This is a genomic window from Mucilaginibacter sp. A3364 (assembly GCF_059690715.1).
Genome location: NZ_JCAWED010000001.1, coordinates 570,686 through 597,415, shown reverse-complemented (window position 1 = coordinate 597,415; position 26,730 = coordinate 570,686). Strand labels below are relative to the sequence as shown.

Here is a 26,730-nt window from a genome sequence, read left to right as displayed (position 1 = left end):
GTTTGTTATAAAGCTTTAAAGGCAGAAAAAGCCAGAGGCGCAACAAACAAACTGGTGTCATGCTGAAGCACTCGAAGCATGTGGACAAGGGCCTTTACGCTCACCCTTCGACGGAGCTCAGGATGACAGGCCGGCGCGCGCAGGTGCATTAAGCAAAAAAGCCGCCCTGTTTAAAGGCGGCTTTAATTATCAGACATTCAAAATTCGAAATTGAACATTCGAAATTCGAAATCCTCTTACGTATCTATTCTCGCGTATTTCGCGTTTTTCTCGATAAAGGCGCGGCGTGGTGCTACCTCGTCACCCATCAGCATCGAGAAGGTGTGGTCGCACTCGGCAGCGTTTTCAATAGTGGCTTTTTTCAAGGTACGGCGGGCAGGGTCCATGGTGGTTTCCCAAAGCTGCTCGGCGTTCATCTCACCCAAACCTTTGTAACGTTGTACGTTTACGCTTTCTTCTTTACCCGCACCTTTTAGTTTTTGTATAGCAATGTCGCGTTGCTCATCGTTCCAGGCGTAAATGGCTTCTTTGCCCTTTTTAACCTGGTACAGTGGTGGCGATGCAATATATACGTAACCTGCCTCTATCAGCTCTTTCATGTAACGGAAGAAGAACGTAAGGATAAGCGTGGTAATGTGCGAACCGTCCACGTCAGCATCCGTCATGATCACTATTTTGTGGTAGCGCAGCTTGGTTATATTTAAGGCCTTATCATCCTCAGGTGTACCGCGGCTTACGCCCAGGCCGGTAAACATGTTTTTGATCTCCTCGTTCTCGTATATCTTGTGCTCCATAGCCTTCTCTACGTTCAGTATTTTACCGCGTAGCGGAAGAATAGCCTGGTATTCGCGGTTACGGCCCTGCTTGGCAGTACCACCCGCCGAGTCCCCTTCGACAAGGTATATCTCGCATAATGCCGGGTCGCTGTTGGCACAGTCTGATAGCTTGCCCGGTAAACCCGAGCCACTCATCACGCTTTTGCGCTGCACCATTTCGCGGGCCTTGCGCGCCGCGGCACGTGCCGTAGCGGCCAGTACTACTTTGTTTACTATCATGCGGGCCTCTTTAGGGTGCTCCTCAAGATAGTTACCTAAAATTTCGCCTACGGCCTGGTCAACCGCGCCCATTACTTCGTTGTTACCCAGCTTGCCTTTGGTTTGGCCCTCAAACTGAGGCTCTTGTACTTTTACCGAGATAATAGCCGTTAAGCCCTCACGGAAGTCATCACCGGTTATCTCTACCTTCAGGTTTTTTAATAAACCTTCTTTATCGGCATAGCTTTTTAAGGTACGGGTTAAACCACGGCGGAAACCCGCAACGTGTGTACCGCCCTCATGGGTATTAATATTATTTACATACGAGAAAACGTTCTCGCTATAAGTATCATTATACTGCAAAGCCAGCTCAACAGGTATGCCTTGTTTTATACCGTCAACATAAATTGGCTCGGGTATGATAGAGGTACGGGTACCATCCAAAAACTTAACAAACTCGCTCAAACCACCGGTAGAGTAAAACTCTTCGCTCAGGAATGAACCATCCTCCAAAACGTCACGCTCGTCGGTTAGTGTTAGGCGAATGCCTTTATTAAGGAAAGCCAACTCACGCAAACGGGCCGCCAAAGTATCAAACTTATACTCGGTGGTCATGGTGAATATGGTAGCATCCGGCTGGAAAGTTTGTATGGTACCTGTTTTGTCAGATACGCCTATCTCCTTCACCTCGAACAAAGGCTTACCTTCCGAGTACTCCTGGGTAAATATTTTACCTTCGCGGTGTACCACGGTTTTCATGTGGATAGATAGCGCGTTAACGCAACTAACACCCACACCGTGCAAACCGCCCGATACCTTGTAAGTGTCTTTATCAAACTTACCACCGGCATGTAATACGGTCATTACAATTTCAAGCGCCGATTTTTGTTCTTTAGTATTGATACCTGTCGGGATACCACGGCCGTTATCAACAACAGTAATGGAGTTACCCTCGTGTATGGTCACGTTAATGGTGTCGCAATGACCGGCCAGGGCCTCATCTATCGAGTTATCAACCACCTCATAAACCAGGTGGTGCAAACCTTTAACGCCGGTATCGCCAATGTACATGGATGGGCGCTTACGCACCGCTTCTAAACCTTCTAAAACCTGTATATTATCCGCCGAATAGTTGGATTTGTCTAAATTTTCTTCGCTCATATTTGGTTAGCAACAATCGCCTTTTTAAAAAAGATCTTAACATACAAAAATACGAAATTTGCCGCACATTTTTACCATTGTTGGTAACTTGAATGTAGTTAATAACTCCGATTATTAATATTAGGATAGTTAGGTTGAAAGTTTATATTTGTGGAAATTTAATTAAAAAACTGATGACCTGCGTGCTGCTGAAATGAAGGGCCGGGAGCGATCATCAAAACCAACAAAACAAACCATATTAATGAAAACTTCAGGTTCTATTTTAACAAAAATTACTTTGGGTTTGGCCGTTGCAGCAACCGTTGCAGCCTGCAATAACAACAAACCTGCTGCAACCACTACTACCACTGGCGCCACAACGGCTGCTGCTGCCAATGCCGAAACTATAGTATTTATAAACTCGGACACCGTATTAGCTAAATACGAATATGCCCGTGATGTTACCAAACGCCTGGAAGATAAAGGCAAAGCCACGCAAAGCGACCTGGCTGCTAAAGGCCAAAGCTTTCAACGCCAGGTTGCGGAGTATCAAAAAAACGCGCAAACTATGGCGGCCGATCAGCGCCAGGCTACCGAGCAGCGTTTAGCCCGCGAGCAACAACAATTGCAAACTTACTCGCAAAACGCAGGTGCCGAATTCCAGAACGAGCAGGGCAGCGAAAACAACAAGCTGTATGATAAAATTGCTGATTTTGCTAAAACCTACGCTAAAGAAAAAGGTTACAAACTGGTTTTAACCTACTCAAAAGCTAACCCAACCGTTATTTACGGCGATGCTGCTTTAGACGTAACCGGCGACGTTATTAAACGTTTGAACGAAGCTTACGCGAAAGACAAAAAATAATTTGATGTGCGGATGCGGGGATGTGCAGATATGCAGATGCCTGGCGCTTCAATAAACATATTTAAAACCCCGGCTTATGGTCGGGGTTTTGTTTTTCACCCCTCCCAACCCTCCCCGAGGGGGAGGGCTTTTGATTTGTGGCGGGCGGCCTCCACCCTGCACGTCATTCCGAGCGAGGTACGAGCGTCGGAATCCCCGACAGAACGGTCACTGAGCGCTAGGGGATAGCTACACTACGTTCGCTATGACGTGCATGTGTAGGTGTGTGTATTGGTAAGTTTCGTCTCAGCAGGGTCTCTCGGAGAGGAACCTGCGATGCCGGTCAACCCCGACGCAGGGTCCCTATTCAGGAGACCCTGCTGAAACGGAAAGTTTTTTTATTCTGGCGGATAAACAAGATGTCGCGCCCATGGTTAAATATATATCTTGATACTTGATACTAGCTACTCAATACTAAAATGCAACACGAAGACTACATGCGCATGGCTATTGCCCTTGCCGACCATAATGTGAAAGAAAATGCCGGCGGCCCGTTTGGTGCCGTTATTGTAAAAGATGGTATGGTGGTGGCCCGCAGCGGTAACCGCGTGGTACCTACTAACGATCCAACTGCCCATGCCGAGGTAAGCGCCATACGGCTGGCATGCCAGGAACTGGGAAACTATAGTTTAGCAGGCTGCGAAATATACTGTAGCTGCGAACCCTGCCCCATGTGCTTGGCCGCCATATACTGGGCCCGCATTGATAAAATTTACTACGCCAACACCAAGCACGATGCTGCCGAAATTGGCTTTGATGATCAGTTTATTTATGAGGAGCTTGACAAGTCGATGGACCAACGCAAACTCCCCGCAGTGCAATTACTGCGCGATGAAGCTTTGGGTACGTTTAAACTGTGGAGCGAGTTTGAGGGGAAGGCGGAGTATTGACCCATAACCCCTCCCAACCCTCCCCGAGGGGGAGGGCTTTGATTTTGTGGCTGGCGCGAGACTAGCATCCCGCACGTCATTCCGAGCGAGGAACGAGCGTCGGAATCCCCTACAGAAAGGTGACTAAGCGCTCGGGGATAGCTACGCTAACGCTCGCTATGACGTGTGTGCGTGTGTTATTCTTCCGTCTCCTCTTTACCTTCAAAATACCCCTCCTGCAACCCATCAACTTCTCTTCTATCACGTTTTGTCGGCCTTCCCGCCCCCCTATCCCGCTTCAGCATCGGCGCATGAAACATGGATTTAAAGCCGGCCGTTTGTTCAACCGGGGTAAGGTCCTCGTAGTGCTCAACGGCTTTTTTGGCATCAACGCGGTTTTCCAGCAGGCTTAATACTTTGATTATTTTCCTGTCGGGACCTTTTGATATCTGGTAAGTCTCCCCCACTTTTACTTCATGCGCGGGTTTAATATTATTGCCATCCAGCTTTACACGCCCGGCCCGGCAGGCATCAGTAGCCAGCGAACGGGTTTTAAACATGCGGATGGACCACAGGTATTTATCTATTCGGAGTTTTTCTTTTTCGGGCATAATGAAAGGCAAAAATACGGAATTTACCCAAAATCGTCATTGCGAGAAACGAAGCAATCTCTACGTGAGCTAAGCGCTTTGTTCAGGCCCCTCACTCACATGGCTTGCCCCGCTCTTCGCCGCGGAGGCGCAGTTACTCAATAAAGACCAGTAAGCAAAAGTTAATCATTAACGCAAGCGACCGTCTCCGATTTGTTTATCGTAAATGAGCGCCAATTCATTGGCGTTAATTGGCTGGCTTAATCTTCTAGTTAGGTAATTTATTCTAGTCCGGTTAACAGTCGAGCTTACATTCGACAGGCGCTCCACTAAAAAAAATGCTTCTTCGTTCGTTAATTCTTTATCTTTTAAGTCGCCAAAAAAATACTTTATCGCATTAGCAAGCCCTAAAACCCCTCTCTCATATCTTACGGAAGAAGCGTATAACTTCAGAAGTTCTTTTTTATCGAATTGCTTATTTAACCAAATTGATAAAGATATCTCAGCGAGCTTTCTTAAATATTTATTTTGGTTGGATGGAATAAATAAAGATCTGGCTAATTGCATTGTTATAGTCGATCCCCCATGCTCAATGTACCCATACTTTTTTCGAAAAAAAGCAAACCTACTCAATGCGCCACGGATCAATGACTTAACTGAAAACCCGCTATTTTTATAATATCTGCCATCTTCAACATCAATTAAAATCTTAAGCAAAGGTTCATAGTTAACTTTAAGCCTATCTAATTCAATATACGACAACTTGGCTCTATATATTATATACTCAAAATTATCAACGAATTTCAGCCTAAGCACAGAAAATACAAATTTCGTCAAGTTCAAATAGGTTGTCTCATGTCGATCATTTAAGTTATGTCTGAAAATCAAGGTATACGCAATAACGATGACGACATTCCCTATATGCCAATTTAATAAGAAATGATATTCTAATATTGGTATATCTATTAATGATTTCCCTTTTACTGACAACCACCAAATTACATTTACAGTAACAGTTATTAACCAATATGGCATAGTCTTAAACACCAGCCAACCATTAAAATATTTGATAGCAAATGGGTTTGTAGCTCCCTCAACTCTCCAATTTGGGAGAGTTAAATGAATATGTCCGTAATCAAGTCCCAACAGTGTCCTAAGCGTCACGACTTTTCTCGCGTTTATTGTAATCTGCTTTTGCAAATCAACAAAGTATCTTAAAATAATAGCTCCAAATAAAAACAGTACAAAGGCAAAAGCTGTTGAATTTAGGTCAAACAAATTTTTAACCTTGTCACTATTTTTATCATTATCATTTAGGAAAAAAGGGAAAGTAAAGGTTGCAACAGCAAGTAGAATATTTGTTACTTGCCCATAAACCTTGGTTTGACCATTCGCAATTTTCTGAGCCTCCTCAAATTCGATCAATAAAACATCCCTATCTGCTGATTTATATGTAGGGTAGTATTGTTCCGCTTTACTTTCCAAGGTGATTATCTAGCCAGACGATTAGTCAAAATTACTTACCTAATGTAGGAATTATTTATAATTCAATAAAATGCTGTGCAAAGTCCTAATAACAATAGGCGCAAAGGTTTGCAAAGGCCGGCCGCCGGTGGGCCTGGCCTGTGCGGGACAGCCATCAGCTTTGCTCGAGTTTCTTTGATTACTTTCTTTGAACAAGTGAAGAGAGTAACTAATCGCCGCGCCGAATGAGCGAGTTAAGATACGTGCGTAATAACCTCTCCAGCCGGCCTTATCCGACGCAGAGATTGCTTCGTTCCTCGCAATGACGAGTGGGTAGGGCGAACGAAACGCTACAATTTATACCCCTTCTTCGCATCATCCAAAACCAACACCCAATCATACCCATACCCTTTACGGGGCGGCGCAAATTTAAAATCAATCACCTTACTCAAATCTATCTCCGTCACCTTACCATCACGCGGATCAAACCAGCGGGCTCTTAGTTTCCCCACTCTAATGGCTGATGTTTTAACGGTGAAGGGCCGGCCGGCAGCTGTGTATACAAAAATATAATCGGCGCCGCGGGTAGCTTGTACACGTTCGGAGGCGGGGGTGTTCGGGTCGGCTAATACAGACTGATCGGGCACACGATCGGTTATGGGGTGTGATTCCATCAATCGTCGCACATGTTTCATCTGCTTGGCGCCGGGAAGCTCCAGCGCGTCGTACCAGTAAAAATGCGGGTTATTAATGCCCGGATGCGTGGGCGAATACATTTGCCAAACGGGGTGGCAACCATAAGTATGCCCAAAGGCTCCGGCAAACAGGTCGAGGTAAGCGTACTTACGCACATCATACGCGCTTGAAATACCCAAATCGCCTGCGCGGAAACATATCGGGTGATCTTCATACAACGGTTCGCCGTCAATAACCGGCATGGTAGGTGTAGCTTTGTACGAGTCTGTTATTTTATCATAAATAGCCTCATCGCGGCAATGCCCGTTTTGAAACATATTATAAGTAAACCAATTTTCGTTACGGAACCACTGCGCGCTGCCCAACTGGTTGGGCCAGCTATGGTAACTGATCATGGCTTTGCCGCCGGTAACCTTCATAATAGCCTTACCCATTGCCCGCCATACCGGCACGGGCATGGTGGTGGGTGGATTGTCGCCCCCTAACACCCAAACCAGGTTGTTGTACTTTTTGTAGCGCCTGGCAATCCATTCGCCATAAACTGCCGCGTTCTGCTCATTAAAACGCTGCGGCCCGGCAGCCCAGGTTGGAAACAAAGCGATGTTAAGGCCCAGCTCGGTAGCTTTGTTAATGATGTAGTCGGCATGCTCAAAATACTTGTTATTGGGTTTCAGCGGATCGTTATTGAACAGTGGCGCCTCGCCATAAACATTGGGCGTACTTACAGAATCGAGCCCGGCAACCACGCACTGTATTACCGTAAAACCCTGCCTGGCGCGTGTAGTAAGATAGCGGTCGGCTTCCTCACGGGTTAGCTTGGCGAATATCTCCCAGGCGGTATCGCCTAACCAAAAAAATGGTTTACCGTCTTTTAGCAGGTAGTGCTTATTCTCGCTCACCGTAAACTGGGCGTTAGCAACATGCTGGTTAAAAAGCAGGGCTATAAACAGGCAAAGTTTCTTCATAATTGGCTGATATAGAAGCAAGATAATAATTCAGCAGGTTTTTATAACGCTCATCCGCAAAATTGTGTAGCGCCCCGTACTGACAAAACACCGCCACCAAAAAATTCAAAGCCCTGATAACAAGCGCTGTAGCGCGCTACACCAGGTGTAGCAGTGTAGCGTGCTACGCATACAGCGCTACACTGCTAGATGCGAGACGTGAGATTTGAGTATTGAGATTAACGATGATTTTAACGTTGATTGTCTCATATCTCACGTCTCACATCTCATATCTCAAACAATTTTCTTTAATTTGTTGCAAAGTTTAAATTACCAATGCAAGATCTTAGAAAACTCATTGAACAAGCCTGGGAGGACAGGAACCTGTTAAATTACCCTGAATATATGGATGCCATCGAGACCGTTATTGAGCGCCTCGACAAAGGCGAAATGCGCGTTGCCGAATTGATCGGTAACCGCTGGCACAATAACGAGTGGATCAAGAAGGCAGTGATATTGTACTTCCCAATCCGCGCTATGGAAGAGGTGAAAGCCGGTCCGTTTATGTTCCATGACAAAATGAAGCTTAAAACCAATTACAAAGCAAGTGGTGTGCGTGTAGTGCCCGGTGCCAGTGCCCGTTACGGTGCGTTTTTGGCCAAAGGCGTTATCATGATGCCAAGCTATGTAAACATTGGCGCCTATGTTGACGAAGGTACCATGGTTGACACCTGGGCTACCGTAGGCTCATGCGCGCAGATCGGCAAGCATGTTCACTTAAGTGGCGGCGTTGGTATTGGTGGTGTGTTGGAACCTGTACAAGCTTCCCCGGTTATTATCGAGGATAATTGTTTCCTGGGTTCGCGCGCTATAGTGGTTGAAGGTGTTCACGTAGAAAGTGAAGCCGTACTGGGTGCAAACGTAGTGTTAACCGCCTCAACCAAAATTATCGATGTTACCGGCAGCACCCCTGTTGAGTATAAAGGCCGCGTTCCGGCGCGTTCGGTAGTTATCCCGGGTAGCTATACCAAATCATTCCCTGCCGGCGATTACCAGGTGCCTTGCGCCCTGATCATCGGCACCCGCAAAGAGTCAACCGACAAGAAGACATCACTAAACGATGCCTTACGCGAAAATAACGTAGCGGTATAAGTTTAGATATGAGTATTGAGATTTGAGATATGAGATTAATGTCTCACTTCTCATATCTCAAATCTCAAATCTCACAACATGAAGATAGGATTTGATGCAAAACGCGCTTTCTTAAACTCAACCGGCTTAGGTAACTATAGCCGCTGGTTAATTAAAGGCATTGCCGAAGCTTATCCTTCCAATCAATATTTTCTGTACACGCCAAAGGCTAAACCCAATGGCCGGCTTGATTTTCTGCAGCAGTTTAGCAATATCAAAACTGTAGCGCCAACAGGTAAGCTTATTACCGCCTGGTGGCGTAGCAAAGGTATTGTGCAAGATCTCCTGCGCGATGAGGTGGAAATTTACCATGGCCTGAGTAATGAGCTTCCGCTGGGCATTCGCGAAAGCGGGATCAAATCGGTAGTTACCGTGCACGACCTGATATTTATGCGTTACCCGCAATATTTTGGTTGGGTGAGCAGGAATATTTACCGGCTCAAAGTTCAAAAAGCATGTACCGTTGCCGACAAGGTGATCGCAGTTAGCCAAAAGACCAAGGATGATATTGTAGCGTTACTCGGCATCGACCCACAAAAAATTGAGGTAATATGCCAGGGCTGCGACCCGGCGTTTATGGTTTCGCAAAGCGAAGCGATAAAGCAGGCTGTAGTTAAAAAGTACGCATTGCCTGCGAAATTCATTCTGAACGTTGGTACCATAGAGGAGCGTAAAAACCTGATGGTGTTAGCCAAAGCAATGCGGGATATTGATGTACCCTTAGTTGTCGTGGGCAGACCGACAAAGTATTTAAATGAGGTAAAGCAATATCTGGCAGCCAATAACCTGGCGGAAAAAGTATTGTTCCTTCACAATGTTGAATTTGCCGATCTGCCTGCCGTATATCAACTTGCCGAAGTATTTGTATATCCATCCAGATACGAGGGCTTTGGCATACCCATACTGGAAGCCCTAAATTGCAGCACACCTGTAGTAGCCGCAACCGGCTCATGCCTGGAAGAGGCCGGTGGACCGGACAGTCTATATGTCAATCCTGATGATGATCAAGCTTTGGCAAACCAAATAAACCGTGTATTAAACGATGAAACCTTAGCCAAACATATGATTACCCAGGGCTTACAGTACGCTGCCAATTTTGAAGATAAAAAACTGGCCACCCAACTCATGAATTTATATAAAACCATCAACCATGCTTAAAGACGAAATAGCCAAAGCTTTAAAAGTTATACAAGAAGGCGGCATCATCCTATACCCTACCGATACCATCTGGGGCATAGGCTGCGATGCCACCAATACCGAAGCCGTGCAAAAAATATATCGCCTTAAACAGCGCGACGAAGCCAAGAGCATGATCATATTGCTGGATACAGATAACAAAATGGCCAGCTATGTGCAGGAAGTGCCCGAACTGGCTTATAACCTGATCGAATACGCCGAAAACCCGCTTACCCTGGTAATGCCCGGCGCACGCAATATTTCGCCGGCACTAATATCGGGAGATGGTAGTGTGGGTATCCGCGTGGTTGATCATCCGTTTTGCCAGGGTTTGATCCAGCGATTGCGTAAACCATTGGTATCTACGTCGGCAAATATAAGTGGTAAACCTTCGCCGCAATATTTTTCGCAGATAGACCAGGAGGTTATTGATGGAGTTGACTATGTGGTTGATATTGATCAGCATAGCAAAGAAATTAAAACGCCATCAACCATTATGCGCTTATCGCCAGGCGGGCAGTTTGAGTTTTTGAGGCGCTAGTTGCTGGTTTTGGGTCGTCACCAAAAATAATTTCCTTAATTTTGCCCCGTTCCACAAGGGAATAAGCGCGGATGAAACAACACCTGAAACACCCGGTATTTAAAATACTATCAAAAATTGCCGGCGATTGCAACCTGCAAATTTTTGCCATAGGTGGCTTTGTGCGCGATATTTTCCTGGAGCGCCCATCTAAAGATATTGATATTGTAGTTATAGGTAATGGTATCGAATTTGCCGAAAAAATTGCCGCCAAACTCAATGTTAAACTGGCCGTGTTCAAAAACTTCGGCACCGCCTCCTTAAAATATCATGATCTGGAAGTAGAGTTCGTTGGCGCGCGGCGCGAGTCCTATCGTCGCGATTCGAGGAAGCCGATCGTTGAGGACGGCACACTGGAAGATGACCAAAAGCGTCGCGATTTTACCATCAACGCGTTGGCCATATCTTTACATCCGGACACGTACGGTGTACTCATCGACCCCTTCAACGGCATTGTGGACCTGGAGAACAAACTCATCCGCACACCGCTCAACCCCATCGAAACCTTTTCGGATGATCCGTTGCGTATGATGCGGGCCATCAGGTTTGCCACGCAGCTGGATTTTAAGATAGACGAAATTGCCGTCGAGGCGATCAAAAACAATGTCGATCGTATTGGCATTGTTTCGCAGGAACGCATTACGGATGAACTGAACAAGATCATCCTCTCCCCAAAACCTTCTATCGGTTTTAATTATTTGTTTGATACAGGCCTGCTGCATAAAATATTCCCCCAAATGGTAACGCTTTATGGCGTTGAGTACATTAACGGCAAGGGCCATAAGGATAATTTCTACCATACCCTGCAAGTATTAGATAACATTTGCGAAACTACAGACGACCTTTGGCTACGTTGGGCCGCCATACTGCATGACATTGCCAAACCTGCCACCAAGCGCTTTGAAGAAGGCCACGGCTGGACTTTCCATGGTCATGAAGATCGCGGAGCCCGCATGGTGCCTAAAATATTCGCGCAGCTAAAATTGCCGCTTAACGAAAAAATGAAGCTGGTGCAAAAGCTGGTGCAGCTGCATTTACGCCCTATTGTGCTGTCGCAATCCATCGTTACTGATTCGGCGGTGAGGCGTTTGTTATTTGAGGCGGGCGATGATATTGAGGGCCTGATGCTGTTGTGTAAAGCAGACGTTACCACCAAAAACGAATACAAGGTTAAAAAGTACCGCAACAATTTTGAGCTGGTTCAACAAAAATTAAAAGATGTTGAGGAGCGCGACAGCATACGCAACTGGCAGCCGCCGGTAACAGGTACAGATATTATGCAGCTATTCGGGCTTAAAGAGGGCCGCGAGGTTGGAATTATAAAAAATAAAATACGCGAAGCGATACTGGAAGGCGATATTCCGAACTCGCGCGATGAGGCAATTAGCTTTACTATAAAGGCCGGCGAAGAAATTGGCTTAAAAGTTGTGGCAAACACAATCATCAATTAAAATATTATTTTTACCAAAAAAAATCTACGAGCACAAAAATGGCACTATACAGATTCAAGATTACATTTGAAGATTATGACGATGTTTCACGCGACATCGACATAAGATCAAATCAAACGTTTGAAGATCTACATAAAGCGATACACAAATCAACCGGCTATAACGGCGAATTTCCGTCTTCCTTCTACATCAGTAATGACCAGTGGATTAAAGGCGAAGAGATTACCTATTTGCCCAACCAACGCCGTATAGACCGCGGTGTGGCTTTGATGGAAAAAGTAAAGCTTAGCAGCCGTATTGATGATCCGCATCAAAAATTTTACTACATATTTAACTTCGATCGCCCGTTTGATTTTCATGTTGAACTGGTGAAGATCATCCTGGACGAAACTCCCGGCGTTACCTATCCTGCCATTGTAAAATCTGTTGGCGAGGCACCGCGCCAGTTTGTTCCCGGCGCAGCCGAAGCAGCTATTGCAGCCGCATCAGTTGCGGGTGAAAAAGATGATTTCGACTTCCTGAATGAAATGGGCATGAACCAGGAAGATACCGATGACTTTAGCGAGGTTGACGAAACCGGCGAAGCCGTTAGCAGCGATGAACAGGAGGAGGAAGAAGATGAATTTGGCAATGAGTTTGCCGATGACGACAATTACGAGGAAGACAGCCGCTCATCATCACGAGACGATTATTAATTTTTAAAGTCGATAGTCCATGGTCAATAGACCATAGTATCAAACCAAAAAACTATTGACCATGGACCATGGACTATCGACTAACAAAGCCCTCCTGGTAATTGCCGGGCCTACCGCTTCGGGCAAAACGGCTGCGGCTATACGCCTGGCACAGCATTATAACACGGTTATTGTATCGGCCGATTCGCGGCAGTTTTTCCGCGAGATGTCTGTCGGCACCGCCAAACCCGATGCTGATGAACTAGCGGCGGCAAAGCACTACTTTATTGATTCGCATAGCATAATCGAGCCTTTTTCGGTGGGCGATTATGAAAAGCAGGGACTTGCCTTATTGGATGAACTGTTTAAGCTGCATGATGTTGTTATTTTAGTTGGCGGATCGGGACTTTATATTAAGGCTTTATGCGAAGGTTTTGATGACATACCGCAGGCCGATGCCGGTATACGCGGGCAGCTTAATAATGAGTTTGAAGCAAAGGGCATTGAGCCTTTACAGGAAGAGCTAAAAGCGGTAGACCCTGTATATTACAGCGAAGCCGATGTAAACAACCCTCAACGTATTATACGTGCTTTGGAGGTGTACAGAACAACGGGCAACCCCTTCTCTTCTTATCGTAAAGCAAAAACAAATACACGCTCATTCAAATCCGTAAAGATTTGTTTGGATCTTCCTCGCGAGATTTTGTATGACAGAATAAATCGCAGGGTTGACTTGATGGTGGAAGCGGGCTTGATAGCTGAAGTGAAATCGTTGCTACCCTATCGGCACTTAAACGCCTTAAACACGGTTGGCTACAGCGAATTGTTTGATCACTTCGATGGTAATATCAGTCTTGAGCGTGCTATTGAATTGATTAAACAAAACACCCGCAACTTTGCTAAAAGGCAGTTAACCTGGTTCAGGAAAGATAAGGAAATGCATTGGCTGGCACCGGAAGAAGTTACGCCGGAGAAGGTGGACGAACTAATAAAATATTAGCAAACTATAACGTCATTGCGAACGAGGTACGAGTGAGGCAATCCCCGATAGACAGGTTTACGCTATACTTTTCTATAGGGGATTGCTACGCTATCGCTCGCAATGACGGAGTTTTTATCAGGTTTCTTAAACCAGCTTCAACAAATACTGCCCGTAACCGCTTTTGATATATTTTTTGGCGATCTCGGCTAATTGTTCTTTAGTGATGAAACCCATGCGGTAGGCAATTTCTTCTATACAGCCAATTTTAGTATCCTGGCGTTTTTCAATTACACGTACAAACTCGCTGGCATCGCTTAATGAATCGAAGGTACCTGTGTCCAACCAGGCGGTGCCTCTGTCCATAACGCCAACTTGTAAGGTGCCTTTTTGCAGGTAATCCTTGTTTACATCGGTTATTTCGTATTCGCCGCGGGCAGATGGTTTAAGGTTTTTGGCAATCTCAACCACGGTGTTGTCGTAAAAATACAATCCCGGTACCGCGTAGTTTGATTTTGGCGCCGCAGGTTTTTCTTCTATCGATATCGCCTTAAAATCATTATCAAACTCCACCACGCCGTAACGTTCCGGATCGGCCACAGGGTATGCGAAAACGGCCGCGCCGTTTACATTGTTGAAGCTTTGCACCAGTTTGCTGAAACCACTCCCGTAAAAAATATTATCGCCCAATACCAGGGCAACCTTATCATTACCAATAAATTTTTCGCCAATTACAAAGGCCTGTGCAAGGCCATTAGGTTCGGCTTGTACAGCGTATTCAAACTTACAGCCCAATTCGGTACCATCGCCCAGTAATCGTTTAAAACTCTCGTTATCCTCGGGCGTGGTAATGATCATTATCTCTTTAATATCCGCCAGCATTAAAACCGATAAAGGGTAGTAAATCATCGGCTTATCATATATAGGCATTAACTGCTTACTTATTGCCTTTGTTATGGGGTAAAGCCTTGTGCCAGATCCGCCTGCTAAAATTATTCCTTTCATGTATGCTGCTATTACGAGTTAAGTTTTTCGATACACTGTATCAAACTATCTCTCCAATACGGTATTTCAATGTTAAATGTTTGTTTGGTCTTGCTTTTATCCATTACCGAATAAGCCGGGCGGGTTGCCCGAGTAGGATACTCATCTGTACGTATAGGTTTTGCTTTTACGCGGATACCCGATATATCAAAAACCGCACGCGCAAAATCAAACCATGATGTTACGCCCTCGTTGCTGTAATGGTACAAACCAAAATCACTGCTTTGTTTACTAATAACATCTAAAACAAAACCGGCCAGGTCAATAGCATAAGTTGGCGTACCTATCTGGTCGGCAACTATATTTAACCGGTCGCGCTCGGCACCCAGCTTAAGCATGGTTTTAACAAAGTTATTGGCATACTCAGAGTATAGCCAACCGGTACGGATGATAAAATGTTGGTTCAAAACAGCGGCAACGGCTTTTTCGCCATCCAGTTTGGTTTGTCCGTATACACTTATGGGTTTAGCCTCATCCGCCTCGGTAAGCGGGCGGGCAATATCGCCTTTAAAAACAAAGTCAGTTGATATATGAACTAAGGCCGCACCATGTTTTTTTGATAGCCCGGCAAGGTTGGCTGCACCTACGTGATTTATTTTATCGGCAAGCTCTGCATCATCTTCGGCTTTATCTACAGCGGTGTAGGCCGCGCAATTTATAGCATAAGCAGGCTGGTATTGTTCAAAAACCTTATCCAGCGCCGGTATATCTAAAATATTGGCTTCCGACTCGTGCGGGAAGTAGATATCGGTAATTCCTTTTTGATTAGCAACAGTCTTTAAGCATTGACCTAACTGGCCCGAGGCGCCAAAAACTACAATATTTTTCATTCAGGAGTATTATTAAAATTACGATGAGCTGATGATTATTTTACGCTTCGCCTTTCACTATCTTTTTGATAGTTCGGTAAATAATGGGTGGCGTAATATCTCGCACAATATCTTTTACACTTAAAGGATCCTTGGTCACATCATCATTAATTCCGGCGCGGTTCATAAACAGGGTGGCGTGCGGCACATCGCTTATTTCGCTTTTTGGGCGCCCGTTACTGTAATAATATAGGGCAAGCGATCTGCGGCTTCTATCTGGCGGACATGTAAGCGGATTGGGATGCCCGTGGTATGAAAAATCGGTGGTTGAGAATATGGCTACGCGGTTAAATACAGGCAAAACTTTATTGTAAGCCCGGGTCATTTTTTTATCCCACAGTTCAAAATGCCCGCCATAGCTTTCGTCCCAGTCTTTGTTTAAATACACCAATAAATTTATGCGCCTGTCAAGCTTCATAAATTCGTGCTTGTTAAAATCGGCATGCACCTTTAACAGGCCTCCGGGTTTAATTTCATGATAACCGCCGCCGTTAAAATAAGGATCGGGTATCAAGGTCTCTTTAATCCCGGTAAGCTCCTGTAAAAACTCCAAAACCGGCTGTGAGTTTAGATAGTGAGTAAGGAGTTTGGTTTTATAGCTAAAATATTTTTCGCCTTTAGCCTCGTACTTTTTCTCGTTCTGGTTATCATAAACCTTAACGTCCTGTTGTTTTGACAGGTCGGGAAACTCGTCGGCTATTTGGCTTAAAAACTCTTCGTTAAAAAAATTATCAAATACTATACTGGGAAAAGGCTCGGCATTTAAATATTCGGCACGTTTATCTATACCTAATTGTTTAAGGTCCTTTATCTCAGGGTTTAGAATATCCATAAAGTAAATATTGATGCACGAAGATAATTAAATATATAACGTAACTTATATGGATACGATCTGTTTTAAAAATTACAGATTTAAAACATAGCTAATTACCTATATTAAACTAAATTTGGCCTTATAATTATTCTCCATTTGAAGCAACGCATAAAAAATTCGTATAATAAGTTAAGGTCGACTAATATTATTGCTAATTTTTTTAATCTAAGCAGCATACAAATTTCAAACGTGGTGTTGCTGTTGCTCACCATACGCATTGTAACGGGCAATATTGGTATTGAGCGCTTTGGCTTAATGATGTACGCTTACAGATTTTCGATGCTGGCCTCTACGGTGATTAATTATGGCACAGGCCAATCGGCTATCAGGGATACTGCCTTTAATCTTACTGATACCCAAAAACTGAGTTCTGTTTTTTATAGCGCCCTGTGTATCAGGGCTATTATTTTCCTGGTGTTTTTGGTTTTGCTGGCCGCCGGTTACTGGCTGCATATTGATGGCTATCTTTACCTGGTATTGGCCTTACCCATTGTTTTGGCCGAGGTTTTTAACCCTTTATGTTTTTATATAGGTATTGAAAAAATAAGGTTATTTAATATTTGTAACCTGGCCTGTAACGTTGCTTCGGTATTGGGTGTGTACTTTTTTATAAAAGGTCCCGATGATGCCGCATGGGTTAATTTTATTTTAGGGATGGGTAATGCCATTACTTATCTGGGGTTATTGGTTTACCTGGCGGTGAAGCTAAAACTAAGTTTTCATCTACCTTCAAAAACCAGCTTGTTGACAATAGCCCGGGAGAATTTTTACCTTACCGCCAATAACATATCGGCCAATTTGCAGCAATCCGTTATTATTTTTGCGTTGAAGTTTTACAACTCAGAGCTTTTAGGCGCATACGGCTTGTGCGACAGGTTTATTGGCCAATGCCGCAACTTATTGAATACCGTTACCAATGCTATATATCCTAATGCGGTGAGCGTATATAAACAAAGCGTATCATTATGGGATTCCTATCGACGTAAAACCAAACGCCTGTTTGCCGCGTTTGCATTTGTCGGCGCAATCATCATCATCGTTTTGGCCGACTTTATCATATTCGCCTTATCAAAAGAACATAATGCAGACGCTGTTATCATATTACGAATAATGGCCCTGGTACCCATTATATCGGCAATTAATGTTTTTAGTATGCTTGATCTGCTTTTAAACAACGCCAACTGGCGGATATTTAAAATTGCGCTTGTTTTGATCGTTATTGCTGCAGCGGCGGCATTTATCGTATCGGCCTCGGGCAATATATACCTTGCAGGCAGCTTTACGCTTATTATTGAAGGCAGCGCTTTTTGCCTGTATGAGTATTCCATAAAAACCAGGGCCAGCTATGTGTAAACCTGTTGCCATCATCCTGCTTAACTGGAATACGCCGCAACACACCATTGCGTGCATTGCCTCCCTGCAGCAATATTGCGATGAGGCTTTGTTTGACATTATTGTGGCTGATAATGGGTCGACAGATGAGTCGCTATCCATCATCCAAAGCCAATACCCCGATATTATTTACATAGATAATAAAGAAAATTTAGGCTTCGCCGAAGGTAATAACCGGGCGCTTGTGTACAGCATTGAGCAGGGTTATACCTACTCGCTGGTAATGAACAACGATACCTTGGTTGATGAGGATATCGTTGCCAAACTCAGCACACATTTAAATCAGCACCCGTCCGCCGCCGCCGTACAACCCAACATCTACTGGTTACACAACAAAACCGAAATATGGAACGGCGAAGGGAAATTTAACCCACTAATAGGCCGCACATCATCCCCCGCCCTACCTGATGATTTTACGGGCGAATATAAAAAAGTGGAGTGGGTAACCGGCTGCTGCATGCTGTTACGCAACAGCGCCTTGCAAAAAAGCGGGTTGTTTAACAAACAATTCTTTTTGTATTATGAGGATGTGGAGTTATCCTTCCGCCTGCGCCAAAACGGGTTTGATCTGCATTTGCTGCCCGGCTGCAAAATGTATCACGAGGCAGGCGTATCTGCCAAAAAGGAACCCGCAAAAAAGGAAGGGAACTTAAGCCCCATAATTCATTATTACACCTGCCGTAATTTGTTTTGGTTTTTGCGCAGGTATGGCAATCCTGTTTTATACCCTGTTAACCTGTTGCTTAACGGGCTATACTATTTAGCGGTGTGGCTTTACTTTAAATTGCGTGGCCGCAAGCAAAAGGCCGGCTTTGTAATTAAAGGCTTAAAAGATGGCATATTCAAGCCAAAAAACTTAATTTGGCCTGAATATTAATACAGGTACCTGGTAGCAGATGTTTATTTTCCCCATTGTTTTTGTTAGTGCTTTTGCAATAGCCTTTAGGGATATACTTAAGGGTAAGCGCGATGCCGTATTACTGTTTATCATATTCGGCCTGTCTATTTATACCACGGCCATGTCAGTGTCCTTCCTGTTGGGGCTGAAGGCCATTATGCCGGTATTTCAGTTTTTTAAGGAGGTTTTGATATTGATGGCTTTGCTGCTCAATATTTTAAGTCTTAAATATCGGCCACGCTTTCATATAATTGACTATGCCATACTGGCTTTTTTAGGCTATACCTTTTTATACGCCTTGCTACCCATAGGCGAGCAAAGCTTTGTTAACCGCCTATTGGCCTTTAAAAGCACCTCGTTTTATATTGTTGTTTATTTTACCGGCCGGCTGCTTGACCCGAAAGATGTTTTTGTAGGGAAATATTTCAATTACATTATACTGCTCACCATCGCTGCAGGCGCTATTGTACTGGCCGAATTTGTAATGAACCTTCACCTGCAAACCATGACCGGCTATGCCGATTACAGCTACTACTTTTTCAATTTTGAACCCAGCGGACAATACGGCTTAAGCACCACTTTCGAATCGGAAGGTGGCTACAAACGCTTTGCCAGTTTTTTTGCCAACCCGCTTGAACACGCCGCGGCAACCTTGCTGGCACTATCGGTTATTATGGGTTTGTACACTACCGATAGGAATAAAATAAAATTTACCGGCATGGGCATTATGGCTTTAGGAGCAACCGTGCTTTCTATCCTGTTTGCACTGTCGCGGGCGCCTATGGCGGCTTACGTGGTAATGATCTACGTGTATGCTTATGTAAGTAAAACCAGGTGGATAATGCACAGTTTTCATGCAGTTGGCATAGCTGTTTTTATATACCTGGTTTATCTTTTTACCCGGTTTGAAAGCCGTAACACCGGTTTAGTAGAAGTGCTGATGAATACGGTTGACTTTAGTAATCCATCCAGTGTGGGGCACTTAGTTGAGTGGATAGCAGGTATCGAGGCCATGATTGGCCATCCACTGGGCCTTGGGCTTGGTACATCGGGCCGGGTTGCCGGCACCCTGGGCGAAAACATAGGTGGCGAGAACCAATTTATCATCATTGGGGTACAAGCTGGTATAATTGCCTTACTTTTATACCTGTTTATTTATGTAATGATCGTAAAAACCAGTTATAAATGGCTTAATCATTTAAAAGGTAAAGAACGGCAGGTATGTATTACCGTTTTACTAATGAAGATAGGTTTATTTATACCCATGTTAACGTCGGAAGTTGAATCATCGTCATACATATCCTACATGAACTGGTTTTTAACAGGCTTATTGATCAGCATGATCATGCGGCCTAAAACAAAACAATTTTATCCCGCAGGCGCATGATAGAAAAAGTTATACGCACCCTTAAAAACGACCCCAACTATAAATGGGACAGTGCCTATTCAGCCCGCGACCTGTTTAGCGTAAGCTGCGTTCGTTTTTGGCAGATAGTGAGGGGATTATTATTGAAACCATTCTTAAAACGCTCGGTAGGATTGGTCTTTGTTGGCTCGAATGTCAAAGTACGCCATGCCTACCAACTAAGTGCCGGTAAAAATTTGATACTGGAGGACAACGTAAGCATAAACGCGCTATCTGATAACGGCATCACACTTGGCGATCATGTTTCCATCGCCCGCGACTCGATATTATTTTGTACCGGCGTTATAGCACAGAAAGGCACCGGCATAAGCATTGGCAACCGCACCGGCATCAGTGCCAGGGCCTACATAGCCGGCCAGGGGGGCGTTACTATTGGCGATGATGTAATTATGGGCCCCAACGTACAGATATTTTCTGAAAACCATGATTTTGACGCGTTGGATAAAACCATACGCGAGCAAGGCGTAACCAAACAAGCCGTAGTTATTGGCAACAATTGCTGGCTTGGCGCAGGCTGTACCATATTGGCTGGCGTAACCCTTGGCGATGGTTGTGTGGTAGCGGCTGGCAGCGTGGTAAACAAACCAGTGCCGCCAAATTCTGTTGTTGCAGGTATCCCCGCAAAAATTATTAAAAGCCGGGAAGGCATCAGCATAAATAAATACGAAATTGAATAACCGGGCTTTATGAGCAAAACCGCATTTATAACAGGCATAACCGGGCAGGATGGCGCCTATCTATCAAAACTGCTTATCGAACAAGGCTACAAAGTAATCGGCCTTACACGCAGCTACAACAATATTAAAGGCTCAAGCTTTAAATATCTAGGCATAGGCGACGAGATCATTATGGAAGAGTGCGATCTGCTCGATTTTTCCAGCATCATCAAACTATTGTTAAAATATAAACCCGACGAGTTTTACAACCTGGCAGCGCAAAGCTCGGTAAGTGTTTCGTTCGAGCAGCCTATCGGTACCATCAATTATAATTCGCAATCGGTACTAAACGTACTGGAGAGTGTGCGCCTGCTGCAATTGGGCACCAAAATTTACCAGGCATCAAGTAGCGAGATGTATGGTTTGGTTACTAATTTACCCGTGGCCGAATCCACTCCTATGCATCCGCTTAGTCCTTATGCCATATCAAAAGCTACAGGTTACTGGATGGGCATAAACTACCGCGAATCGTACGGCGTGCATTGCGTTAACGGTGTTTTGTTCAACCACGAATCATATCTGCGCAGCACCAACTTCTTTGTAAAAAAGGTGATCAAAACATCCCTCGACATAAAAAATAAAAATGCCGATGTGCTTGCTGTAGGTAATATTGACGTTAAACGTGATTTTGGCTACGCCCCGGACTATGTGCGCGCCATGTGGCTATCATTACAGCACGATAAGGCTGACGATTACCTGATATGCTCGGGCAAATCTGTTTACCTGCGCGATATTATCACCTATGTGTTCAAGCACTTTGGCGTAAGTGAAGATAAACTGGTGGAAGATCCGTCGCTATTTCGCCCTACTGATATTAAAGATATGTTTGGCGATAACACCAAAGCCAAAACCCAACTAAACTGGGAGTACAACAAATCGTTTTTTGATGTGCTTGATATATTGATGGACGAGGAAGAGCGCAACTACAGCAAAAAAAATTAACAGGCAAAACAATTACACTACGTATTGTATTTGAGAATTGCGGGCGCAGATCATAAATTTGTGCCGATTTTATCCTTATGAAAAAACCCTTGACTATTGGTGTTGATATACGCGACCTGCGGAAAGCCAAAACAGGCATTAAAACTTACCTGGAAGAACTTTGCCGCGAATTTAAAAACATGAACACTGCCGACCTGCAGTTTCACTTTTTAGATACCAATATCCCTGTATATAGCGGCAATGTTAAAATTTTAAAATGGGTGGAGCACGCCCGTTACCAGCTTTGGAAACAACTGGTGCTACCGCTTAAGGCCTGGGGCAAAAACTGCGATATTGTTTTTTGTGTAGATAACTGCGTACCCTACATACACCTGGGTTATATAACCGTACCTTCTATACATGATGCTTTTTGTTTTGAATCGCCTGAGCATTATGGCAAGGCCTGGTTGTGGCTTTATAAAAATACCACTACGCCGGGGGCCCGCCGTTCGCCTTTGATCATAACGGCTACATCGTACGGCAAAAAGCAGATCTCGCATTTTATGAATATCCCGCCAGAGCGGCTTATCGTAGTACATGACGGGCCAAAGCGCGTAAACTTCAATGCCGAACAAGCCAAAGCAACCGCGTCTGTTTTCGATAAATTCCCGATAGCCGCCGGCATGTATATCTTACATGTAGGTTCCATGTTTAAGCGCAAAAACCTGGTGGCATTGGTGCAAGCATTTGTGCAGGTAAAGCAATCAGGCGCACATCCTGATTTGAAACTGGTGCTGGCCGGATCACTCGTTACCAATAAGTTTGACAACGATCACGACCTGATCCTGGAGACCATTGCCCAACACAACCTTCAAAACGACGTAATTATAACCGGCTACCTAACCGATCCGGAAGTGGGCCAGTTATATGAGCACGCGCTGATATATGTATTCCCTTCTTTAAACGAAGGTTTTGGCTTACCTGTTCTGGAAGCCTTCGAGCATAACCTGCCTACCATCGTGTCAAACAACACTTGCCTGCCCGAAGTTGGCGCCGACGCGGTGTTAACTTTTGATCCTTATAGTGTTAATGATATAGCTGCTAAGATCAATACCGTGTTGAACAACGCAGATTTGCGAAAAGACATGATAGCCAAAGGCCAAAAACGTTTACATGATTTTTCGTGGGAAGCTACAGCAAGTCAGATAGTGGATGTATTTAAGCGGGTGAAGCCTAACTAAGCTTCGCCGAAAACACGTACGTGTTCATCAGCAACCATCTCCCAATTAAATACGCTTAAGGCGCGTTTCTGGGCCCGCTGAGCCAATGCAAGCATTTCGGGATAGTTCGCCTCACAGTAATTTATTTGTTCGGTAAGCGACTCTATATTGGCTTTCTTAAACATACGGGCTGTATCCTGCACAGCGTACTGGTTCTCTTCAATATCGCTTACAATCAACGGCACATCTAATCCCATAACCGTAAGAACCATCGGCGACAAGCCTTCCACATCCGAAGGCTGGATATAGCAATACGCGTTTTTGATCAGCGTATTGGTATCATCACCATAAATATAACCGGGGAACTGCACCCTATCGTTAGCCATATTCATAAGTTGTTGCTCGTAAGGCGATGGGTTGGGCGAACCACCAACCATAACCAGCTTTTTAACGGTATTAGCTTTATTAAAAGCCGGGATGAGGTAATGCAAACCTTTATCAGGAATAAAGCGCCCTACAAACAGGTAGTAATCTCCTTTTTCAAGATTAAGCTTTTGTAAGATAGTTGAGGTACCATCGCCAGGCTCAACCTCGCTGCCAAAGGGAATGAATTTATAAGGCTTTTTAAATTTATCCTCAAATAGGCGTTTGGCTATTATGTTATCAAAAATAACCTCGTTAGGGATGTGCGCGGTTATAAAAGATGATAGTTTTAAAAACAGCTTACCATACCATGGCCATTTATCGCGCTTCCAATCAACGCCATCCTGGCTAATAAATACCTTTTTACCAAATAAGCGTAAGGGAAGCGCCCAGATACTGTTACCACCATTTTGTATGTGGACAATGTCGGCAGTATTATTAACGATGATATCAAGCGTGCACCTGAACGAATGCCAAAGCGTATCAAAGCCTTTTTTACTGGTAGTTTTTATGGATTTGATCTGAACACCTTTATACTCACTGATATCGGTAAACACATCGGGGTAGCTACGGTTGTAGGCGGTTACTTGGTGTCCCCTGGCGGCCAGGCGCGGAAAAAGCTCCAACGCAAATTTATCAGCCCCGGCAGCGCCTTTTGCAGGCGGTAATGACCGAAAGCCGAAAGCAGCAATACGCATGTTTTAAAGTAGTTTTTAAACTATAGCGGTCTCTTTTATGGTGATCGATTTTTCTTTTAAATAATCGGTGTAGTAATCGGTAACATACTCACGCAGGGATATTCTCCAGTCCTGCATAATGTTCATGTTACGTAGTTCCAATTTTTTATTGATCAATCGCTCAGACGGAGGTCGTGGCGCAAAATAGGTGTCTTTAAAATAGCTTGATGATACTTCATGGAAAGTAACTTCGTCCTGAAGGCCTAAAATATTAACCAATTCTTCGGCTACTTCCAAACGGCTTGTCTCGCCATTGCAAACCATGTTATATAGACCCCAATACTCTTTCTGGAATAATAGCTTCACGTTTTTGGCAAAGTCTACCGTAAAGGTTGGGGTACCATCTTTATCATTAACAATATGCAGATCGCGCTTGCCATTGGCCAGTTGCTTGATCAGTTTGTTGATGAATTTTTTGTCTTTATAGGGGCCGCCACCCATCATCCAGCCTGCGCGGCAAATAATAAAGCGGTTGGCATTTTCGCGTACGTAGCGTTCGCCCATGTATTTTGAACGTGCGTAATGACCAAGCGGGTTTGGCTCATCCCAATCGTCATAAAAATCTTTAGTACCGTCAAAAATACCGGCAGTGCTTATATACAGTAACGGTATATTTAAATTATTGGCAATAAAAACAGCGTTTTCTACAGCGGTAGTATTGGTAAGATAGGTATCGTCAAGGTTAAGTTCGCAATACTCCAGGTCGGTGTGTGCGCCTAAATGAAATAAATAATCGGGGTTAAATGCCTCAACTTCTCTTTTATATTTTTCAAAATCGCGAAAATCTAAAAAGCTAAGCCATTTTTCATTTACATCTTTATCTGTACACTTAATTTCGTATTCGTCTTTAAATATGCGGTAAAAAGCTTCCCCAAGCATTCCACCTGCACCAGCAATGTAAATCTTTTTCTTCATATAAATGTTCAAGCCGTTATGGCAACCTTAGTAGAGGCTTTGATAGCGACAAGATGGTTTTTCATAGTTAGCCAAATCTACCACTCCAAAATTAACCTTTTTTAGGGTACTACCAGTATATTTTTTTCAAAAAACGCATATTAATTAAAATAGTTTAACAATTTTCGGCCCCAAAAGTTATCATTATTATACCGTTAAGGGCATATTGCTACGTTTAATATTTTACTATTTTTTAATTTAATATGTGAGTAATACGAGTAAATACAAGCATCTTTGACTTTTGTTTTAACTGAGCCATTATTAGGCATAATATTATTAGTTAATACCATATATAACAGCCACGTAAATGAATATTCTTGTTGTAAACTGGACCTGGTATCCAAGCGGTGGCGATTGGACATATGTGGAAAATGTAGTTAACCTGTACCAACAACACGGGCATAGGGTAATTCCTTTTTCGATGAAGGATGACCGAAATTACCCAAGCCCCTACTCCAATTACTTTATTGAGCATATTGATTATAAAAAGGTAAACAAACGCAGCATTAGCGCGGGCATAAAAGTGGTTGCCAAAAGCATTTACTCGCTTGAGGCGCAACAAAACCTGGAGAGATTGCTGAATGATGTGCAAATAGACCTGGTGCATATTAATGTTATCCATCATTATATAACACCTACCATTTTAAAGATCATTAAACAAAAAAACATCCCCATTATCTGGACGCTGCACGAGTACACGCCTATTTGCCCCGAAAGCACTTTTATAAGCCATGGCCAGGTATGCGAACGTTGTTTTGGCGGCGCCTTTCATAACTGTATTACGCACCGATGTAAAAAAGGTTCGGTTTTAGCCAGCACTGTTGCAGCTTTAGAGAACTATGTACACAAGTATTTAAACTACTATGAGTATGTAGATTACTATTTGTGTCCTTCGGTGTTTTTGTATGAGAAATTTAAACAATTCAATTTTTTTAAGGAGAAGCTGGTGCAGCTTTACCACGGCTATGATTATGCCGAAATTGAAGCTGCCAAAAGCATACCGAAGGAAAACAACGAAAAATACATAGTTTTTGTAGGCAGGCTAGAAAAAATAAAGGGCCCGCATACGGTGTTAGAAGCTATGCGACAGTGCCCCGACGTAGAACTGAAAGTAATAGGTACCGGCACCCAGGAAGCCGAACTATTAGCTTTTAAAGAAAATCACGGGCTACACAACGTCAGCTTTCTAGGAAAACAAAACCAGCAGCAAACACTGCAAATTATAAACCAGGCTGAGTTTTTGGTTTGCGCATCAGAGTGGTACGAGGTGTTGGGCTTTACCGTGGTTGAGGCCATGGCGCTGGGTAAACCGGTTATTGGTTCGGCCATAGGGGCCATACCCGAAATGGTGATCAGTGAAGAAACCGGGATATTATTTGAGGCAGGTAATGCTATACAACTGGCTGATGCAATTAAACGTTTGTATGCCGATGAAGCTATAATAAAACAGCTTGGCGACAGTGCCCACAAACACATTACCAACCTTATAAATAGCGAGAAACACTACCGGGGCCTACAGTCGCTATTTCCCCAGCTTTAGGTAAAAGCTATTTATCTGCAACAA

The 26,730-nt window shown here is 44.1% G+C and carries 24 protein-coding genes; 15 read left to right on the top strand and 9 right to left on the bottom strand.

The features are described 5' to 3' along the window. Window positions 1-236: 236 nt before the first annotated feature. Window positions 237-2,195 carry a DNA topoisomerase (ATP-hydrolyzing) subunit B gene (gyrB, locus tag AC59JT_RS02530; protein WP_497395807.1) on the bottom strand — a complete coding sequence of 653 codons (1,959 nt, stop codon included), beginning with the start codon at window positions 2,193-2,195 and terminating at the stop codon, window positions 237-239. Between the two features lie 241 nt (window positions 2,196-2,436). Here gyrB and AC59JT_RS02525 point away from each other — a divergent pair, with 241 nt between their 5' ends. Further along, a complete protein-coding gene (locus tag AC59JT_RS02525) occupies window positions 2,437-3,039 on the top strand; it encodes an OmpH/Skp family outer membrane protein (protein WP_497395805.1) in 603 nt (200 codons plus the stop codon). A gap of 458 nt (window positions 3,040-3,497) precedes the next feature. Next, window positions 3,498-3,968: a nucleoside deaminase gene (locus tag AC59JT_RS02520; protein ID WP_497395803.1), complete on the top strand. Its 471-nt coding sequence runs from the start codon at window positions 3,498-3,500 to the stop codon at window positions 3,966-3,968. 176 nt (window positions 3,969-4,144) lie between these two features. Here the strand turns inward: AC59JT_RS02520 and AC59JT_RS02515 are convergent, their stop codons facing one another. From AC59JT_RS02515 to AC59JT_RS02505, 3 genes are all read right to left on the bottom strand, one after another. Continuing rightward, window positions 4,145-4,558 carry an RNA-binding S4 domain-containing protein gene (locus AC59JT_RS02515; protein WP_497395801.1) on the bottom strand — a complete coding sequence of 138 codons (414 nt, stop codon included), beginning with the start codon at window positions 4,556-4,558 and terminating at the stop codon, window positions 4,145-4,147. A 168-nt stretch (window positions 4,559-4,726) separates the two neighbouring features. Beyond that, window positions 4,727-6,022: a biosynthetic peptidoglycan transglycosylase gene (locus tag AC59JT_RS02510; protein WP_497395799.1), complete on the bottom strand. Its 1,296-nt coding sequence runs from the start codon at window positions 6,020-6,022 to the stop codon at window positions 4,727-4,729. Window positions 6,023-6,351: 329 nt separating this feature from the next. Continuing rightward, a complete protein-coding gene (locus tag AC59JT_RS02505) occupies window positions 6,352-7,662 on the bottom strand; it encodes a glycoside hydrolase family 140 protein (RefSeq protein ID WP_497395797.1) in 1,311 nt (436 codons plus the stop codon). A 315-nt stretch (window positions 7,663-7,977) separates the two neighbouring features. Between AC59JT_RS02505 and AC59JT_RS02500 the strand changes: the two genes are divergently transcribed. From AC59JT_RS02500 to miaA, 6 genes are all read left to right on the top strand, one after another. After that, on the top strand, window positions 7,978-8,793 hold the full coding sequence (locus AC59JT_RS02500; RefSeq protein WP_497395795.1) for a 2,3,4,5-tetrahydropyridine-2,6-dicarboxylate N-succinyltransferase: 816 nt from the start codon (window positions 7,978-7,980) through the stop codon (window positions 8,791-8,793). Between the two features lie 78 nt (window positions 8,794-8,871). Next, on the top strand, window positions 8,872-9,990 hold the full coding sequence (locus tag AC59JT_RS02495; RefSeq protein ID WP_497395793.1) for a glycosyltransferase family 4 protein: 1,119 nt from the start codon (window positions 8,872-8,874) through the stop codon (window positions 9,988-9,990). Next, window positions 9,983-10,549 carry an L-threonylcarbamoyladenylate synthase gene (locus AC59JT_RS02490; protein WP_497395791.1) on the top strand — a complete coding sequence of 189 codons (567 nt, stop codon included), beginning with the start codon at window positions 9,983-9,985 and terminating at the stop codon, window positions 10,547-10,549. Before AC59JT_RS02495 ends, AC59JT_RS02490 begins: the two co-directional genes overlap by 8 nt. Before the next feature lie 71 nt (window positions 10,550-10,620). Then, complete coding sequence (locus AC59JT_RS02485) at window positions 10,621-12,039, top strand: CCA tRNA nucleotidyltransferase (RefSeq protein ID WP_497395789.1); 1,419 nt, start codon at window positions 10,621-10,623, stop codon at window positions 12,037-12,039. Between the two features lie 38 nt (window positions 12,040-12,077). Continuing rightward, window positions 12,078-12,734 (top strand): IS1096 element passenger TnpR family protein, encoded by a 657-nt coding sequence (locus AC59JT_RS02480; RefSeq protein WP_497395787.1) that lies wholly within the window; start codon window positions 12,078-12,080, stop codon window positions 12,732-12,734. Between the two features lie 61 nt (window positions 12,735-12,795). After that, the gene (gene miaA / locus AC59JT_RS02475; protein WP_497395785.1) at window positions 12,796-13,713 is read left to right on the top strand and encodes a tRNA (adenosine(37)-N6)-dimethylallyltransferase MiaA; all 918 of its coding nucleotides are present in this window, start codon (window positions 12,796-12,798) and stop codon (window positions 13,711-13,713) included. 126 nt (window positions 13,714-13,839) lie between these two features. Here miaA and rfbA read toward each other — a convergent pair whose 3' ends face one another. The 3 genes from rfbA to AC59JT_RS02460 are packed head-to-tail and all read right to left on the bottom strand — an operon-like array spanning window position 13,840 to window position 16,437. Further along, window positions 13,840-14,697, bottom strand: a complete 858-nt coding sequence (gene rfbA, locus AC59JT_RS02470; protein WP_497395783.1) for a glucose-1-phosphate thymidylyltransferase RfbA — start codon at window positions 14,695-14,697, stop codon at window positions 13,840-13,842. 11 nt (window positions 14,698-14,708) lie between these two features. Then, window positions 14,709-15,566, bottom strand: a complete 858-nt coding sequence (gene rfbD, locus AC59JT_RS02465; RefSeq protein WP_497395781.1) for a dTDP-4-dehydrorhamnose reductase — start codon at window positions 15,564-15,566, stop codon at window positions 14,709-14,711. Window positions 15,567-15,606: 40 nt separating this feature from the next. Continuing rightward, window positions 15,607-16,437, bottom strand: a complete 831-nt coding sequence (locus AC59JT_RS02460) for a 2OG-Fe(II) oxygenase (protein ID WP_497395779.1) — start codon at window positions 16,435-16,437, stop codon at window positions 15,607-15,609. Between the two features lie 138 nt (window positions 16,438-16,575). Here AC59JT_RS02460 and AC59JT_RS02455 point away from each other — a divergent pair, with 138 nt between their 5' ends. The 6 genes from AC59JT_RS02455 (at window position 16,576) to AC59JT_RS02430 (ending at window position 23,073) form a co-directional block, all read left to right on the top strand. Continuing rightward, window positions 16,576-17,832: an oligosaccharide flippase family protein gene (locus AC59JT_RS02455; protein WP_497395777.1), complete on the top strand. Its 1,257-nt coding sequence runs from the start codon at window positions 16,576-16,578 to the stop codon at window positions 17,830-17,832. Further along, window positions 17,825-18,748, top strand: a complete 924-nt coding sequence (locus AC59JT_RS02450) for a glycosyltransferase family 2 protein (RefSeq protein WP_497395775.1) — start codon at window positions 17,825-17,827, stop codon at window positions 18,746-18,748. Before AC59JT_RS02455 ends, AC59JT_RS02450 begins: the two co-directional genes overlap by 8 nt. Window positions 18,749-18,767: 19 nt before the next feature. Next, on the top strand, window positions 18,768-20,156 hold the full coding sequence (locus tag AC59JT_RS02445) for an O-antigen ligase family protein (RefSeq protein ID WP_497395773.1): 1,389 nt from the start codon (window positions 18,768-18,770) through the stop codon (window positions 20,154-20,156). Then, the gene (locus AC59JT_RS02440) at window positions 20,153-20,872 is read left to right on the top strand and encodes an acyltransferase (RefSeq protein WP_497395771.1); all 720 of its coding nucleotides are present in this window, start codon (window positions 20,153-20,155) and stop codon (window positions 20,870-20,872) included. Before AC59JT_RS02445 ends, AC59JT_RS02440 begins: the two co-directional genes overlap by 4 nt. 9 nt (window positions 20,873-20,881) lie before the next feature. Further along, entirely contained in the window at window positions 20,882-21,853 is a 972-nt protein-coding gene (locus AC59JT_RS02435) for a GDP-mannose 4,6-dehydratase (RefSeq protein ID WP_497395769.1), read from the top strand. Window positions 21,854-21,930: 77 nt separating this feature from the next. Further along, complete coding sequence (locus AC59JT_RS02430) at window positions 21,931-23,073, top strand: glycosyltransferase family 4 protein (protein WP_497395767.1); 1,143 nt, start codon at window positions 21,931-21,933, stop codon at window positions 23,071-23,073. Here AC59JT_RS02430 and AC59JT_RS02425 read toward each other — a convergent pair. After that, complete coding sequence (locus AC59JT_RS02425; RefSeq protein WP_497395765.1) at window positions 23,070-24,173, bottom strand: glycosyltransferase; 1,104 nt, start codon at window positions 24,171-24,173, stop codon at window positions 23,070-23,072. The two genes, AC59JT_RS02430 and AC59JT_RS02425, sit on opposite strands and share 4 nt — an antisense overlap. Window positions 24,174-24,188: 15 nt before the next feature. Next, window positions 24,189-25,127: an SDR family oxidoreductase gene (locus AC59JT_RS02420; RefSeq protein WP_497395763.1), complete on the bottom strand. Its 939-nt coding sequence runs from the start codon at window positions 25,125-25,127 to the stop codon at window positions 24,189-24,191. A gap of 346 nt (window positions 25,128-25,473) precedes the next feature. Between AC59JT_RS02420 and AC59JT_RS02415 the strand changes: the two genes are divergently transcribed. Continuing rightward, window positions 25,474-26,706: a glycosyltransferase family 4 protein gene (locus AC59JT_RS02415; RefSeq protein ID WP_497395761.1), complete on the top strand. Its 1,233-nt coding sequence runs from the start codon at window positions 25,474-25,476 to the stop codon at window positions 26,704-26,706. Window positions 26,707-26,730: the final 24 nt, after the last annotated feature.

What these genes read in the sequence shown, in the direction of transcription:
- AC59JT_RS02490 (WP_497395791.1), top strand. Translation starts at nt 9,983, where the DNA reads ATGCTTAAAGACGAAATAGCCAAAGCTTTAAAAGTTATACAAGAAGGC.
- AC59JT_RS02415 (WP_497395761.1), top strand. Translation starts at nt 25,474, where the DNA reads ATGAATATTCTTGTTGTAAACTGGACCTGGTATCCAAGCGGTGGCGAT.
- AC59JT_RS02515 (WP_497395801.1), bottom strand. Translation starts at nt 4,558, where the DNA reads ATGCCCGAAAAAGAAAAACTCCGAATAGATAAATACCTGTGGTCCATC.
- AC59JT_RS02500 (WP_497395795.1), top strand. Translation starts at nt 7,978, where the DNA reads ATGCAAGATCTTAGAAAACTCATTGAACAAGCCTGGGAGGACAGGAAC.
- AC59JT_RS02440 (WP_497395771.1), top strand. Translation starts at nt 20,153, where the DNA reads ATGATAGAAAAAGTTATACGCACCCTTAAAAACGACCCCAACTATAAA.
- AC59JT_RS02520 (WP_497395803.1), top strand. Translation starts at nt 3,498, where the DNA reads ATGCAACACGAAGACTACATGCGCATGGCTATTGCCCTTGCCGACCAT.
- AC59JT_RS02435 (WP_497395769.1), top strand. Translation starts at nt 20,882, where the DNA reads ATGAGCAAAACCGCATTTATAACAGGCATAACCGGGCAGGATGGCGCC.
- AC59JT_RS02525 (WP_497395805.1), top strand. Translation starts at nt 2,437, where the DNA reads ATGAAAACTTCAGGTTCTATTTTAACAAAAATTACTTTGGGTTTGGCC.
- rfbD (WP_497395781.1), bottom strand. Translation starts at nt 15,566, where the DNA reads ATGAAAAATATTGTAGTTTTTGGCGCCTCGGGCCAGTTAGGTCAATGC.
- AC59JT_RS02460 (WP_497395779.1), bottom strand. Translation starts at nt 16,437, where the DNA reads ATGGATATTCTAAACCCTGAGATAAAGGACCTTAAACAATTAGGTATA.
- gyrB (WP_497395807.1), bottom strand. Translation starts at nt 2,195, where the DNA reads ATGAGCGAAGAAAATTTAGACAAATCCAACTATTCGGCGGATAATATA.
- AC59JT_RS02425 (WP_497395765.1), bottom strand. Translation starts at nt 24,173, where the DNA reads ATGCGTATTGCTGCTTTCGGCTTTCGGTCATTACCGCCTGCAAAAGGC.
- rfbA (WP_497395783.1), bottom strand. Translation starts at nt 14,697, where the DNA reads ATGAAAGGAATAATTTTAGCAGGCGGATCTGGCACAAGGCTTTACCCC.
- AC59JT_RS02480 (WP_497395787.1), top strand. Translation starts at nt 12,078, where the DNA reads ATGGCACTATACAGATTCAAGATTACATTTGAAGATTATGACGATGTT.
- AC59JT_RS02430 (WP_497395767.1), top strand. Translation starts at nt 21,931, where the DNA reads ATGAAAAAACCCTTGACTATTGGTGTTGATATACGCGACCTGCGGAAA.
- AC59JT_RS02450 (WP_497395775.1), top strand. Translation starts at nt 17,825, where the DNA reads ATGTGTAAACCTGTTGCCATCATCCTGCTTAACTGGAATACGCCGCAA.
- AC59JT_RS02420 (WP_497395763.1), bottom strand. Translation starts at nt 25,127, where the DNA reads ATGAAGAAAAAGATTTACATTGCTGGTGCAGGTGGAATGCTTGGGGAA.
- AC59JT_RS02485 (WP_497395789.1), top strand. Translation starts at nt 10,621, where the DNA reads ATGAAACAACACCTGAAACACCCGGTATTTAAAATACTATCAAAAATT.
- AC59JT_RS02505 (WP_497395797.1), bottom strand. Translation starts at nt 7,662, where the DNA reads ATGAAGAAACTTTGCCTGTTTATAGCCCTGCTTTTTAACCAGCATGTT.
- miaA (WP_497395785.1), top strand. Translation starts at nt 12,796, where the DNA reads ATGGACCATGGACTATCGACTAACAAAGCCCTCCTGGTAATTGCCGGG.
- AC59JT_RS02445 (WP_497395773.1), top strand. Translation starts at nt 18,768, where the DNA reads ATGTTTATTTTCCCCATTGTTTTTGTTAGTGCTTTTGCAATAGCCTTT.
- AC59JT_RS02495 (WP_497395793.1), top strand. Translation starts at nt 8,872, where the DNA reads ATGAAGATAGGATTTGATGCAAAACGCGCTTTCTTAAACTCAACCGGC.